General features: G+C 45.2%; 12 protein-coding genes. 2 read left to right on the forward strand and 10 right to left on the reverse strand.

Annotation, left to right across the window (positions count from 1 at the left end; translation table 11 throughout):
• Positions 1-137: 137 nt before the first annotated feature.
• The gene (locus DY78_RS16390) at positions 138-467 is read left to right on the forward strand and encodes a hypothetical protein (protein WP_051385226.1); all 330 of its coding nucleotides are present in this window, start codon (positions 138-140) and stop codon (positions 465-467) included.
• Between the two features lie 20 nt (positions 468-487).
• Entirely contained in the window at positions 488-790 is a 303-nt protein-coding gene (locus DY78_RS16395) for an MmcQ/YjbR family DNA-binding protein (protein ID WP_235810639.1), read from the forward strand.
• A 75-nt stretch (positions 791-865) separates the two neighbouring features.
• Here the strand turns inward: DY78_RS16395 and whiA are convergent, their stop codons facing one another.
• From whiA to DY78_RS05390, 10 genes are all read right to left on the reverse strand, one after another.
• Positions 866-1,798, reverse strand: a complete 933-nt coding sequence (whiA, locus tag DY78_RS05345) for a DNA-binding protein WhiA (protein ID WP_024624864.1) — start codon at positions 1,796-1,798, stop codon at positions 866-868.
• An 11-nt stretch (positions 1,799-1,809) separates the two neighbouring features.
• The gene (locus DY78_RS05350; RefSeq protein WP_024624865.1) at positions 1,810-2,811 is read right to left on the reverse strand and encodes a gluconeogenesis factor YvcK family protein; all 1,002 of its coding nucleotides are present in this window, start codon (positions 2,809-2,811) and stop codon (positions 1,810-1,812) included.
• Positions 2,808-3,692: an RNase adapter RapZ gene (rapZ, locus tag DY78_RS05355; RefSeq protein ID WP_024624866.1), complete on the reverse strand. Its 885-nt coding sequence runs from the start codon at positions 3,690-3,692 to the stop codon at positions 2,808-2,810. The genes DY78_RS05350 and rapZ overlap by 4 nt, the downstream gene beginning before the upstream one ends.
• Before the next feature lie 135 nt (positions 3,693-3,827).
• Positions 3,828-4,364 carry an HdeD family acid-resistance protein gene (locus DY78_RS05360; protein ID WP_024624867.1) on the reverse strand — a complete coding sequence of 179 codons (537 nt, stop codon included), beginning with the start codon at positions 4,362-4,364 and terminating at the stop codon, positions 3,828-3,830.
• A gap of 1,125 nt (positions 4,365-5,489) precedes the next feature.
• Positions 5,490-6,887 carry an argininosuccinate lyase gene (gene argH, locus DY78_RS05365; protein WP_024624868.1) on the reverse strand — a complete coding sequence of 466 codons (1,398 nt, stop codon included), beginning with the start codon at positions 6,885-6,887 and terminating at the stop codon, positions 5,490-5,492.
• Positions 6,887-8,128 carry an argininosuccinate synthase gene (locus tag DY78_RS05370; protein WP_024624869.1) on the reverse strand — a complete coding sequence of 414 codons (1,242 nt, stop codon included), beginning with the start codon at positions 8,126-8,128 and terminating at the stop codon, positions 6,887-6,889. Before DY78_RS05370 ends, argH begins: the two co-directional genes overlap by 1 nt.
• A 234-nt stretch (positions 8,129-8,362) precedes the next feature.
• Complete coding sequence (locus tag DY78_RS05375) at positions 8,363-8,839, reverse strand: S-ribosylhomocysteine lyase (protein ID WP_033613624.1); 477 nt, start codon at positions 8,837-8,839, stop codon at positions 8,363-8,365.
• A gap of 59 nt (positions 8,840-8,898) precedes the next feature.
• Positions 8,899-11,754, reverse strand: a complete 2,856-nt coding sequence (gene uvrA / locus DY78_RS05380) for an excinuclease ABC subunit UvrA (protein ID WP_024624872.1) — start codon at positions 11,752-11,754, stop codon at positions 8,899-8,901.
• 11 nt (positions 11,755-11,765) lie between these two features.
• Positions 11,766-13,769 carry an excinuclease ABC subunit UvrB gene (gene uvrB, locus DY78_RS05385; RefSeq protein WP_024624873.1) on the reverse strand — a complete coding sequence of 668 codons (2,004 nt, stop codon included), beginning with the start codon at positions 13,767-13,769 and terminating at the stop codon, positions 11,766-11,768.
• 251 nt (positions 13,770-14,020) lie between these two features.
• The gene (locus DY78_RS05390; protein WP_024624874.1) at positions 14,021-14,668 is read right to left on the reverse strand and encodes a YfbR-like 5'-deoxynucleotidase; all 648 of its coding nucleotides are present in this window, start codon (positions 14,666-14,668) and stop codon (positions 14,021-14,023) included.
• Positions 14,669-14,897: the final 229 nt, after the last annotated feature.

The raw sequence follows: 14,897 nt of genomic DNA on the forward strand, positions 1-14,897 counted from the left end.
TCAGGTTATGCTGAACAATTTGTCCAAAAATTCGGATTAAATTTGCAATCTACCGTTTGAATTAAACTAACTTACTAGTTTAAACTGAAGATAATCTATTAACTAAATCACTAAATACTGCGGGGGAGTATGCCATTATGACTGAAAATATTTTTAATAATCAACGCGCCATCCCAGCCAAGTTAACAGCGTTTGGCTTTCAGCTCGACGCGAATATTTATACTTATGAACAACCATTGCTGGACCAAGCGTTCACGTTAACCGTGGTTGTGACCTTACCGAACACCGTCACGACAACCTTAATCGACCAAGAAACTGGGGCACCCTATACCTTGCATTTAGTCACCAACAACACGGGGGACTTTGTGGCCCGGGTCCGCAAGCAGCGTTACAAACCATTCAAGCACAGTGCTTTGAACCGGATGTCTTTGCCGAGAAACAAGCTCGCGCCCTCATCCAACATGTGACGGCCACTTACCACGACGACTTGGAATTTTTATGGAAAAAGTTTCCCGGCAATGCTGTTTGGCGCCGCGCCGATACGCACAAATGGTATGCCGCTTTACTCAAGGTCCCGCAAAGTAAGCTCGGCTTAGCTGGTGATGAGATTATCACGATTATCGACCTGCGTCTCGCAACGGCCGATCTCGCCAAGCTCATCGATAACGACCGTTATTTCCCGGGTTATCACATGAATAAAAACCACTGGTACAGTATTATTTTGGACGGTCGCGTTACTGACGCCGAAATATTTGACCGGTTACAAACTAGTTACGACCTGGCTCATTAAAAGGGCGTTTGTACACACAAAGACCCCTGCGACAACTATCATCATATAGCTGTCGCAGAGGTCTTTAATTTTAGGTTACGCATCTTTTTGCAATTGTTCCGCAAATTGATTAATTTTTCGTAACCGGTGATTAATCCCCGATTTGGAAATCGGGCCACCGGGAACTAAAGTACCCAATTCTTTTAAGCTAACTTCGCGATGGGCTAGCCGTGTGACCGCCACTTCTTGCAGCTTTGCGGGTAACTGTTGGAGGCCCACCGTTTCATCAATCAATAAAATGTTTTCAATTTGTTTGCTCGACGCGTTGGCCACCTTATCCATGTTGGCGTTCTCGCAGTTAACCAGCCGGTTGACCGAGTTACGCATGTCACGCATGATGCGGACATCTTCGAACTTCAACATGCCATTGGTAGCGCCAATTAACGATAAGAAATCCGCGATTTTTTCCGCTTCTTTGATATACGTAATAAAGCCGCCCCGCCGGTCAGTCGTCCGCGAGTTCAAGCCGTATTTATTCATCATTTCCGAAATCATATGATTATGTTCTTCATACAGTGAATAAATTTCCAAATGGTAACGCGACGTTTCAGGGTTATTGACCGAACCGCCTGCCAAAAAAGCGCCGCGCAAATACGAGCGCACCGCCGCATCGTCCGTTAAGACTTCGGTCGGCGCCACTTCTACAATTTGATAATCCTTTAATATCCCTAAATCAGCAAGGACCATATCAGTCCCCGTTTTTAGCCGCACGATATACAAGTTGTTTTTGTTCAACTTCATTTTGCGCCGCACGATTAACTCGCTGGCCACGTCATAAAATTGTTTTAACAACCGGTAGATACGCCGCGCAATCGCTGGATTTTCGGTTTGAATGTTCAAAATAAAATGGTGATTAGCCAGGCTAATCGTCCCGTTCATTCGAATCAAAGCCATCAATTCAGCTTTAGCATTCTCGCGATGGACAGTAAGGTTGGTTAGTTCTTTCTTAACTTCACTGGCGTATGACATCTGCTGGCCTCCTATCTTAAAATATCGGAATGGCCGACTAAGTTCATTAGTTCAGCCACGACTTGGTCGCCATCATGGAAGGCCCCGTTATCGCGTAACTTCAAAAAGTTCGCCGAGATGACCTTACAATTTTGGTCCCGTAAACCGCGGAAATCATGACTGACTTGCCGCGAAACTTCGTTAAATTTATGGAAATCCATGTAGTCATCCGGCACTTTTTCGGTATTCACTAACACGGTGTTGATAAAGTTTTCACCGAGATGTCGGTTTAAGACCCGGACATGGTCGGCATCGGAGAAGTTATCGGTTTCCCCTTTTTGGGTCATGATATTGCAAATATAAACGACTTCGGCATCGGATTCACAAACCGCCTTACCGATATTATCAATCATCAAGTTCGGCAAGATGCTAGTGAATAAACTACCCGGTCCTAAGACGATTTGGTCAGCGGCCATAATCGCATCAATAACTGGCTTGACCGCTTCCGGGGTTTGGCCATCTTTATCAGTGACCCACACCCGATCTAATGACTTATGGGCCGCCGTGATTTCGGCTTCACCAGATAACTCCGTGCCATCCTTGAAACGGCCATGCAGCGTCAACGCTTCATTGGCCGCCGGATAGACGTGACCTTCAACTTGCATCATCGTCGACAACTCTTGGACCGCGTCAAAGACCCCCGACTTCATTTCTGTCAAGGCGGCAATAATCAAGTTACCAATCGCATGACCAGCGAAGAACTGGTCATCACCTTGGAACCGATATTGGAAAATGTCTTTATACAAACTCGGCCAATTCGACAAGGCCGCCATGACGTTACGAATATCGCCAGGTGGCACCACGTTAACATAATTACGAATGATTCCCGAAGAACCACCATCATCGGCCACTGTCACAACCGCAGTAATATCGACGGCTTGCTTGCGCAACCCACGTAAGACGACTGGCAAGCCAGTCCCCCCACCGATCACCACGATTTTTGGCCGTTGGGTCTTAAATGTGTATTTTCTCATGATCGATTAACTGTTTCCTTCCGTTTGTCAATATCGCGATGACTGATGTGAACTTTATAGTTCTTAGCTAACGCTTCACCCACCCGTTGCGTTAATGCAACCGAGCGGTGTTGCCCACCGGTACACCCAATCGCAATCGTCAAACTCGTTTTACCTTCAGCTTCATAACCGGGCATGATACTTTCTAACATGCCCAAAAACTGTTGATAAAAAGCTTCGGTTGCCGGTTGGTTCATCACATAATCAGCGACAGCTTGGTCTAAGCCCGTCTTCTTTTTCAATTCGGGGACGTAATACGGGTTCGGCAAGAACCGCACGTCCATCACGATATCAGCATCAATTGGTAAGCCGTATTTAAAGCCGAATGACAAAATCTCGATATGAAAAGTTTCATCGGCGCTCGTTTCAAATTTATCAAAAATCGATTCGCGTAATTCTCGCGGCGTCAAGGTGGTCGTATCAATCACATATGAAGCCCGATCCTTCAAAGGCCCGAGTAAATCCCGTTCCTTGCGAACCCCATCCATAATCCGACCTTCCATCGCCAACGGATGGGAACGCCGCGTTTCTTTATAGCGTGAGACTAACTCTTCGTTGGAAGCATCCAAGAAGAGAATTTGTGTCGATACAAAGTCAGTATTATCAAGGTTGGCCAACATATCAATAATTTCATCGTAAAAGGCCCGTGACCGTAAATCAATCACTAAAGCGACTTTTTCAATCTTCCCGGATTCTTCGACTAATTCCGAAAACTTCGGTAATAAAGCGGGTGGCATATTATCGATACAAAAATAACCAAGATCTTCAAAACTCTGGACTGCGACCGTTTTACCGGCCCCACTCATCCCAGAGATAATAACAAGTTGCAATGAATCTGCCATAATACTGCTCCTTTTAGGTCCATATTGTTGGTAGTATAGCATACCGGGCGTGTCATTTCTAGTTACGGCCTCTAAAGCCGATTATAAAAGGGATAAAACCTTAGCGGCCCTATCCCTCCGTTTATTAACTAAATCTTAATTTCGACGGGCAAAGGCAATTAAAATCGCGTTGATCCCGAAAATTGCAAAGTACACACTAACGATGACATTAAACGTTAAGGCGGCGACCATTGGGCTGAAAATTAACAGAATGCCCATGGCTAAACTGATAACATCTAAAATCAGCGATAAAATAAAGTAGCCGGTCCCAAACACCTTCAAATGTGACACGACCGTCAGCCGTTCGATGGAATCAATTAAGAACCAGAACGCAAAAACGTATCCGAGCACTAACACGCCAGTTGGGGCATGGAATAAGAACAATAACCCCACTAAAATATCAATAATCGCAAAAACTAACGCAAAATTAGCTCGCAAACCCGTTTCACGCCGGAGTTTAGTATAGCCAGCAATCGTAGTAATCCCACTAATCAAAGCTGCGATGGCAAATAAGAATACTAAACTAATTAACGCGGCTTTAGGTTCTTTCATAACAAAATAGGCAGCAATGAGGAACACGATCCCAGTAATGAATTCGGTCCAGTCAAAGCCCCAACGATGATCATTAAACATATTCGACAACATCTCCAATATTCTTTAACTCCATCATACCAGTTAGTGAAAGAGTTTCCAATTTTTCAGACACAATTTAACAGCGCGTTAAACAATTCGCCAACTCACTGATACCAGGCCTTTCACGCCCGCTTAATTGGCGTTACGTTGCCGCAGTTGGCCGACCGTAATTCCATCTGTCCTGGGCCGGTCCAAGCCTAGAAAACGTCTTGAACCTCGCTTTTGAGCCCACAAACCAGGTCTCAAAAGACGCCCGTGGTGTAAACGGCCAAAAAACAGCCGTTAACGCCACCTGCAGGACGGATTCCATTACGGTCGGCCAACTACTACACTGCAAATCAAATTAGATAAACATTCCATTAACATGCAATTGTGAGTAACTTTTTATAATGGCCATTCAATGTTGCTATCAAGAATGTTTAAATAACAACTAATCTAGGCAAGATTGTGATTTATAACCATCAAGCCACTAAATTGGGTCACACTAATTTAGTACCAATGTACTGAACAACTTAACCACCAATTTTGCTGCCAACAAACGGGGTAAATTAGTAGTTCTTTCTCAAAATTAAATATTAAGTTAACCGTACTTCACTATCACGAACAAAAAATATTACCATGCCTGTTCCCCACAACCAAGCCGAATTAGCGTGCCATTATATTTATCAAACAACAATCTAGCTGCCAGCTGACCGTAATGGAAGTCGCCATGCAGGTGGCGTTAACGGGATTGGGCTGTATCCCGTTTACACCACGGACGTCTTTTGAGACTTGGGTTGTAGGCTCAAAAGCGAGGTTCAAGACCGCTCCTCAGGCTTGGACCGGTCCCCATGGCGACTGAAATTACGGTCAGCCGGCAGCGGCAATAACCAGCTTCACGAAAGAACGCAATTAGTAGCTGGTGTTTTTCCAGCTACTAATTGGGGACGACTTTTAAGACTGGCGACGAACTTTGGCCAGGCTTAAAAGCGCCCTGGCGACCGCTTTTTGGCGTCAGGTCTGCCCCACGGCGCGCATCCCGTTTGCTGGCGGCGGTAACCTTCCTCACATCAAAAAACGGCCCCAAAAACCGGGACCGTTCTAATCATATCAATGGTCAAATTGATAACTATATTGAGTTGGTGCTTAATCTAATGACTGGTAGGCAGCCAATTGGTCATGCGCGGTTGCTAGTTCAGCTTTGATTTGGTCAAAGCCAGTCCCACCAAGTGAATGACGGCGTTCAACGGCGACTTTAGGGTCTAAGTCATGATAGACGTCTTCGTCGATCAATGGCGAAATGGCTTGATATTCTGATAATGGAATATCTTGTAACGGCCGATTCTTTTCCAAACCATCCAAGACTAACTTACCGACAATCGCATGCGCTTCTCTAAACGGAATGCCCTTATTGGCTAAGTAATCGGCCAATTCCGTCGCATTTGAGAAATCGTTTTTGGTGGCCGCAGCCATCCGGTCTTCATTAACGGTTAACGTGGCTAACATGCCAGTAAAGACATGGAGGCTCGTCAAGATGGTGTTGACCGTGTCAAAAGCGCCCTCTTTGTCTTCTTGTAAGTCTTTGTTATAGGCTAACGGAATGGCCTTCATGACCGTGAGTAAGCCCATTAAATTACCATAGACCCGGCCCGATTTACCGCGAATCAGTTCGGCCATATCGGGGTTCTTCTTTTGCGGCATGATAGAACTACCGGTCGAGAATTGGTCGCTCAAGCTGAGGTACTTGAATTCATAACTCGTCCACGACACGATTTCTTCGCAAAAACGGGATAAGTGCATCATTAAAATTGACGCATTGCTTAAGAATTCTAAGACAAAGTCCCGGTCGGAAACGGCGTCCAAACTATTATGATAGACCTGACTAAAGCCTAATAACTTAGCACTGTATTCCCGGTCGATGGGAAAGGTGGTCCCAGCTAAAGCGGCCGCACCTAATGGTGAAATGTCAGTATGTTGCATGTTGAACTCAAACCGTTCCATGTCCCGTTTGAACATTTGGTAGTAAGCCAATAAGTAATGCGCATACGAGATGGGTTGGGCGTGTTGCAAATGCGTGTAGCCTGGCATCACCGTTTCAACGTTTTCGCTCGCCTTAGCCACTAAGACCGTTTCCAAATCATGCAACCGGTCTAAGATTTTCGGCAATTGATGTTTCATGTATAAATGAAAATCAGTGGCGACCTGGTCGTTCCGGGAACGGGCCGTGTGTAACTTACCGGCAACGGGTCCGATTTCTGCCGTCAATAAGGATTCAATATTCATATGAATATCTTCATTGACCGTTGAAAATTCCAATTTGCCCGCTTCATTTTGTTGTTCTAATTTCTCGAGACCGGCGACAATTTTATCAACATCGGCGGCTGGTAAAATACCCGTCTTTTTTAACATCTTAACGTGCGCTAATGAACCGGTAATATCTTCGGCGGCTAACAGTTGATCAAAGCCGATCGAAGCCCCGAAATCATCAACGTACTTGGCGCCGGTTTCCGTAAACCGACCACCCCATAGCTTCGCCGTACTCATTAGGCGTGTTCCTTAGTTGACTGCGCCTTAGCATCGGCTTGCGCTTTGGCTTGAACTTGGGCGTTAACTTGCGTTGGTAAGCCCCAAAGTTTGATGAAGCCCACGGCCGCTTGTTGGTCGAATTCATCAGCCGCCGTGTAAGTGGCTAAGTTCTTGTCGTACAAACTGTTTGGTGACTTCCGGCCTTCAGTGATGACATTACCTTTGAAAAGTTGGACCCGTACCACGCCGTTAACGACTTGTTGAGTTTGCTTCAAGAAGGCCAACATTGCATCCATTAATGGTGAGAACCATAAGCCATTGTAAATGGTATCGGCTAATTTTTGTTCAATAATTGGTTTGAAATGTGCTAATTCACGTTCAAACGTTAAGTCTTCCAAATCCTTGTGGGCTTTCAATAAAACGGTGGCCGCTGGTGCTTCGTAAACTTCCCGTGATTTGATACCGACTAACCGGTTTTCGATGTGGTCAATCCGACCAATCCCATGTTCGCCAGCAATTTTATCCAACTTAACAATTAAGTCAGCTAAGTTCATGTTTTCGCCATCTAAAGCGACGGGAACCCCGGCTTCAAAGGTGATTTCTAACGTCGTGGGCGTGTCGGGCGTGTCAGCTAAAGCGTTCGTCCGATCAAAGGCATCGGCAGGCGCACCTTCCCATGGATCTTCCAAAATTCCACATTCGTTCGCCCGGCCCCATAAGTTTTCATCAATGGAGTAAGGACTGTCTAAGTTAATCGGGACCGGAATGTTATGTTCTTTCGCATAGTCGATTTCTTCTTCCCGTGACCAGTGCCAGTCACGAACGGGCGCTTCAATCTTGATGTCGGGGGCTAAGGCGTGAATGGCCACTTCGAAACGCACTTGGTCATTCCCCTTACCCGTACAGCCATGCGCAATCGCGACGGCATGTTCTTTTTTGGCTAAGGTCACTAACTTCTTAGCGATTAATGGCCGTGATAATGCGGATACTAATGGATATTCACCTTCGTATAGCGTGTGCCCTTGTAAGGCAATCAAGGCGTATTCTTCAGCGAATTCTTGTTTGGCATCAATCATATAAGACGCCACGGCCCCTAATTGAGTCGCTTTGTTCTTGATGGCTTCCATGTCTTTGCCTTCACCAACATCGATGCCACAAGCAATGACATCATAGCCTTTGTCCTTTAACCAACTAATTGCGACTGACGTATCAAGACCACCGGAATATGCGAGAATAATTTTATCATTTTGTTTGACCATTGATTTGTACCTCCGAAATTTTATTAACTAATTACTCAATGGCTATATCCTAGCATCTGATTTTAATGTATACAAGAAAATACGCAAAATATTCGCATTTTTCGTAATATTCATCAAAATAACGGATATTTATACATATATTCAGGCTTTAATGTATTTTATTGCTCATTTTGCAGTTAAAAAAATACCATCCCACAAACTCAGGATGGTATAAAATACATTATTATCTAATTTTTATTCAACAACTTTGCGGACAAATGGGTCTGATGAAATGCCTTGTGACACGATCAATTTTGCCCATTCTTTGGCGGAGAACAATGAATGATCTTTGTAGTTCCCACAGCTGTCGATGGTCGTCCCTTGAACGTCTTTCCATTCAGCAGGACCAGCAATGAATTCTAAGGAAGACTTCAAGGCTTTCGCAACTTCTTCGGTGCTGTGTTCGCCCCACATGATCAAATGGAAACCAGTCCGGCAACCAAATGGTGAGCAGTCAATGACGCCGTCCATGCGGTCCCGCAATAAACCAGCTAACATATGTTCAATGGTATGCAAACCGGCCGTATCAATCGCCGTTTGGTTAGGTTGAACTAAGCGTAAGTCAAAGTTCGTGATTGCGTCGCCTTGAGGGCCATGTTCCACCGTAATTTTACGAACGTATGGTGCCAAAACTTTGGTGTGATCTAATTGAAAACTTTCTACTTCAGCCATGGAAAAACACTCCTCTAATAAAATTCTAATAACAATCCTAGTGTAGCACAATCTCGACCTTATTTGGCAGGTGACGTTGCTTCCAGTTCGGCATCTCGAGCCAGGACTGGTTTCAAATATTGCCCAGTATAACTAGCCGCCACTTGTACAATTTCTTCCGGCGTCCCGGTGGCAACGATGGTCCCACCGCCGTCACCGCCTTCAGGGCCTAAATCAATCAAATAATCGGCGGATTTCACGACGTCTAAATTATGTTCAATAATCAAGACCGTGTTGCCGGCATCAACTAAGCGTTCTAAGACGCCAATCAAGCGGCGAATATCTTCAGTATGCAACCCCGTTGTCGGTTCATCTAGAATATAGAAGTTCTTCCCAGATTGTTGTTTGTGTAGTTCTGAAGCTAACTTCATCCGTTGGGCTTCGCCACCAGACAGTGTCGTCGCGGATTGTCCTAACTTGACGTAGCCTAAACCAACATCGACTAAGGTCTGTAACTTGCGGCGAATCTTAGGGATAGCTTCAAAGAATTTAACAGCTTCCGAAGCGGTCATTTGTAAAACATCAGCAATATTTTTGCCTTTGTATTCCACTTCCAAAGTTTCCGAGTTGTATTGTTTCCCATGACAAACTTCACACGGCACAAACACGTCTGGTAAGAAGTTCATTTCAATCTTCAAAATTCCGTCACCATGACAAGCTTCACAACGACCGCCCTTAATATTGAAACTAAAACGGCCCTTTTGATAGCCCCGTAACTTGGCTTCGTTCGTTTGCGCAAACAAGTCGCGAATATTATCAAAGACGCCGGTATAAGTTGCCGGATTACTCCGTGGCGTCCGCCCAATGGGACTCTGGTCAATATTAACGAGCCGTTCAATATTCTTAACGCCACTAATACTCTTATATTTACCCGGCTTTTCAGAGTTATTATTTAATTTTTGCGCTAAGGCGCGTTTTAAAATATCATTCACTAATGTTGATTTGCCGGAACCAGACACCCCGGTCACCACGACGAATTCGCCCAGTGGAAAATCAACATCGATATCTTTTAAGTTATTTTCCGCCGCCCCGGTAATGCGAATCTTCTTCCCATTACCGTCACGCCGTGTTTCCGGTACCGGAATAAACTTCTTGCCGGCCAAGTATTGCCCGGTCAAGGATTTCCGTGACCGCGCGACTTGTTTAGGTGTCCCGGCAGCCATCACTTCACCACCGTTTTCCCCGGCTCCCGGACCAATATCAATAATATAGTCCGCCGCCCGCATCGTATCTTCATCATGTTCGACGACGATCAACGTATTACCGAGGTCGCGCATTTTCTTCAAAGAACTAATCAAGCGGTCATTATCCCGTTGATGCAACCCAATCGACGGTTCATCTAAGATGTAGAGCACACCGGATAAGTTCGACCCAATTTGCGTGGCTAACCGAATCCGTTGCGCTTCCCCACCAGATAACGTCCGCGCAGCCCGACTTAAAGTTAAGTAGGCTAAGCCGACATTTTGCAAGAAAGTTAACCGATCGCGAATTTCTTTTAAGATTGGTTTAGCAATCACTAAATCTTGTTCCGATAACTTTAAGTCTTCAAAAAAGGCTAATTCTTTACCAATTGCTTCATCAGAAACGGTCCCAATATGTTCGCCACCCACTTTAACGGACAAAGCTTTGCGGTTCAACCGGAAGCCGTGACAAGTTTGGCACGTTAATTCGGTCATGTATTTGCGCATGACGTCGCGGGTAAAGTCACTGTTCGTTTCATGGTAACGGCGGTCAACATTATTGATGACCCCTTCAAAGACGGCATCGACATCGCGGACCCCACCAAAATCATTTTGATAATGGAAATGGAATTCTTTACCGTTTGAGCCGTATAAGACCGTTTGCTGGTCTTCTTTTGACAAGTTTTCATACGGCACGTCTAACGGAATATCAAGTTGTTCGCAGGCTTGCTTCAACATTTCGGGATAGTATTGCGAACTGATAGGATTCCAAGGCGCGAGCGCCCCTTCCGCCAACGTCAACGTTTTGTCAGGGACGACTAAATCTTCGTCGACTTCCAGCTTAACGCCTAACCCTTCACATTCAGGACAAGCCCCTTGTGGCGCGTTAAATGAGAACAAACGTGGTTCCAATTCGCCCACCGTAAACCCACAAATGGGACATGCATAATGTTCAGAAAACAGAATTGGTTCGCCACCAATAACATCGGCAATCGCATAACCACCACTTAACCGCAAAGCTGCTTCAAAAGAATCAAATAGCCGTGAGCGGTCGCCTGATTTGACGACGATCCGGTCAATAACGATTTCAATCGTATGGCGTTGATTCTTGTTCAAGTCAAAGTCTTCACTAATATCGTGAATATCGCCATCAACGCGCACGCGGACAAAGCCTTCGCGTTTAATCTTTTCGAAGACTTTTTTATGTTCGCCCTTCTTTTGACGGACGATTGGTGACAAAATTTGTAACTTCGTCCGTTCCGGCAGCTTTTGGACCCGGTCAACCATTTGTTCAACGGTTTGACTCGCAATTGGCGTCCCATCGTTGGGACAAATTGGTTGACCAACCCGGGCCCACAAGAGCCGCAAGTAATCATTGATTTCAGTGACCGTCCCGACCGTTGACCGCGGGTTTTTCGAGGTCGTCTTTTGGTCGATCGAAATCGCAGGACTAAGCCCGTCAATCGAATCCACATCGGGCTTTTGCATTTGGCCTAAGAACTGCCGGGCATACGCTGACAGACTTTCAACATAACGGCGTTGACCTTCCGCATACAAAGTATCAAACGCCAAGGAACTCTTACCAGAACCGGAAAGTCCCGTAATGACGACCAATTTATTCCGCGGAATGGTCACATCAATATCTTTTAAGTTATGGGCCCGCGCCCCATGAATGACAATTTTATCGTTTGCCAAGAAAATTCCTCCTAGCTAATTTGGGCTTTTAATTCCATGACCGTATCCCGCAAGGTCGCAGCTTGTTCGAAATCAAGTTTCTTGGCAGCGGTCTTCATCTGTTCTTCGAGCTTACTAATCATGTCTAATTGTTGTTCGTGCGTCATATCGTCAAAGTCTTCTTCGAGGAAGTCATCTTTTTTGCCGGTATCCTCATTTTGTTTGGTCGAGGCAATCAAGTCTGGAATCGACTTCTTGATGGTATGCGGCGTAATATGATGGTCTTCATTATATTGAATCTGAATCTTCCGCCGGCGTGCGGTTTCGTCAATCGCAGCTTGCATCGAATCGGTCGTTGAATCAGCATACATAATAACCGACCCGTGTTCGTTACGCGCCGCCCGACCAATCGTTTGAATTAAGGAACGTTCATTACGCAAGAAGCCTTCCTTATCCGCATCCAAGATGGCAACTAAGGAAACTTCCGGCACATCAATCCCTTCCCGTAACAAGTTGATGCCGACTAACACGTCGAACTTACCGAGGCGCAAGTCCCGAATAATCTTGGTCCGCTCCAACGTCTTAATATCACTATGCAAATAACGGACCTTAATCCCTAAGTCTTTCATATAATCCGTTAAATCTTCGGACATTTTCTTCGTTAACGTTGTCACAAAGACCCGCTCATTACGTTCAATCCGCGCATTGATTTCACCAACCAAGTCATCAATCTGCCCCATAATCGGCCGGACTTCAATCGTTGGATCAAGTAAACCAGTTGGCCGAATGATTTGTTGGACAACGTTTTTCGTTCGGTCCATTTCGTATGGGCCGGGCGTCGCCGACATGTAGACAATTTGATTGACGTGTTTTTCAAATTCTTCTAGTTTAAGTGGCCGGTTATCTAGCGCACTTGGCAACCGGAAACCGTAGTCGACTAACATTTGTTTCCGTGAACGGTCCCCGTTATACATCCCGCGAACTTGAGGCATCGTGACGTGGGATTCATCGACGACCATTAAGAAATCTTTCGGGAAGAAATCAAGCAAGGTATATGGCGGTTCGCCAGGTTTACGCCCATCCATGAACCGTGAGTAGTTTTCAATCCCACTCGTATAACCCATTTCCCGTAACATTTCAATATCGTAAGTGGTCCGTTGTTTTAACCGTTGGGCTTCTAATAACTTACCATCGTCGGTCAATTCTTTTAGCCGACCATCTAATTCATTTTCAATCCCGTTAATGGCGTGTTCCATAATATCGTCATTCGTCATAAAGTGGGTCGCTGGGAAAATGGCCACATGATCACGGTCACCAACCACTTCACCAGTCAAGGCGTCAATTTCACGAATTCGGTCAATTTCGTCACCGAAGAATTCGACCCGTAACGCGTGGTCATCCCGTGATGCCGGGAAAATTTCGACGACATCGCCATGCACCCGAAAACGGCCCCGTTGAAAGTCAATGTCATTGCGGTCGAATTGAATATCAACTAATTTACGTAATAAGTCATTGCGGTCAATTTCCATTCCGACCCGCAATGAAACAACGTGGTCTTTATATTCAGTCGGATCCCCTAAACCAAAAATACTGGAAACGGAAGCGACGACAATCACGTCATTACGTTCAAGTAACGAACTCGTGGCGGAATGTCGGAGCTTATCGATTTCGTCGTTAATCGCGGAATCCTTTTCGATATACGTATCACTAGAAGGCACATACGCTTCTGGTTGATAGTAATCATAGTAACTAACAAAGTATTCGACCGCGTTATTCGGGAAGAACTTCTTAAACTCACCATATAATTGGCCGGCTAAAGTTTTGTTATGCGATAAAATCAGCGTCGGCTTGTTTTGTTGGGCAATCACATTCGAAATCGTGAACGTCTTCCCGGTCCCGGTTGCCCCGAGTAAAATCTGTTCTTTTTCGCCTGCGTCTAAGCCGGCCGTTAACTTCTGAATCGCTTGGGGCTGGTCCCCCGTTGGCTGGTAGTCTGAGACTAAGTCAAACTTGTTATTATCGACTCGATCAATCAAAAGCGATTCCTCCTTTTTTATACTTACATGGGGGTAGGCCCTCATATTTTTATTGCTGGAACGTGTGAATTAAAGCTGCGACCTGTGCGGGCTACGCTAATCAGTCACTGCCAAGACCGCAGCCACTGACCAGCTAGGCCATGCTCGGTCGCAACCCGCTTTAATTCACACTCCATAAAAAATAGGCAAGCCACCGCTTCCCTATCGTTTAAATCGCTATTTATTTTAGCACATCGAACATACTTTCGCTATTAATTGGATTGGTCCGCGGCTGGTAAGATGTTACGGGTCAATTCTTGGAGTTTTTCTTGGTTCGTGAACGGTTCCGCTAACATTTCTGGTAAAACTGATTTCAAGAAATATTGGACACTGGCCATGGCTTTGAACGCCACAATGGTCCGTAAGCTTTCTTGGTAAATGTCAGTAAAGACCGGTTCCGGATTACCTTTTTGAATTTCACCGAATGATTCATATAATAAGTCGATTTTATCCGCTACTGATAGGATCTGACCTTCCAACGTGTCGTCCTTACCTTCGGATAACCGCCGCGAATAAGCGGCCCGAAACTCAGCTGGGATTTCGTTTTGGACAAAGTTTTGCGATAACTTGTGCTCCACATCCGCTAACATTTCGCGGAGTTGCGTCGTCGCGTATTTAACGGGCGTTTTAATATCGCCGATAAAGCGTTCGTTATAGTCGTGATTTAATGACTTTTCATAAAGCGCCCGCCAATTAACCGTTTGGCCCGCATTCTCTTCCACGTCCCCTAAAAATTGCGCAATTTCAGCCACCTTAAATGAATGCGCCGCGACCGAATGGTTCTGATATTTGAAAAATCCGGGCGCCCGTTGAATCGTTTCTAAATTACTTAGACTTTGTAAATATTGATGCATACCCATTGTGCGTCACCGTCCTATTCCTAAATTTGATATAGTGTACCAAAAATTGGCCTATCAAGGCAATTGAAATCGTTTAAACCGTCTTCGAATATTGGCCTCAACTAACTTGAGATTATTATCTGAATAACAAAAACAGAGACCACTGAATTAGTGATCCCTAATGATATTTCTTCAAAAGAGGCTGTGACATAAGTCTCTAAATTTAAAGCTGGTGAAGTGAAATCTTCGG

The organism is Lactiplantibacillus fabifermentans DSM 21115, assembly GCF_000498955.2.
Classification (GTDB): domain Bacteria; phylum Bacillota; class Bacilli; order Lactobacillales; family Lactobacillaceae; genus Lactiplantibacillus; species Lactiplantibacillus fabifermentans.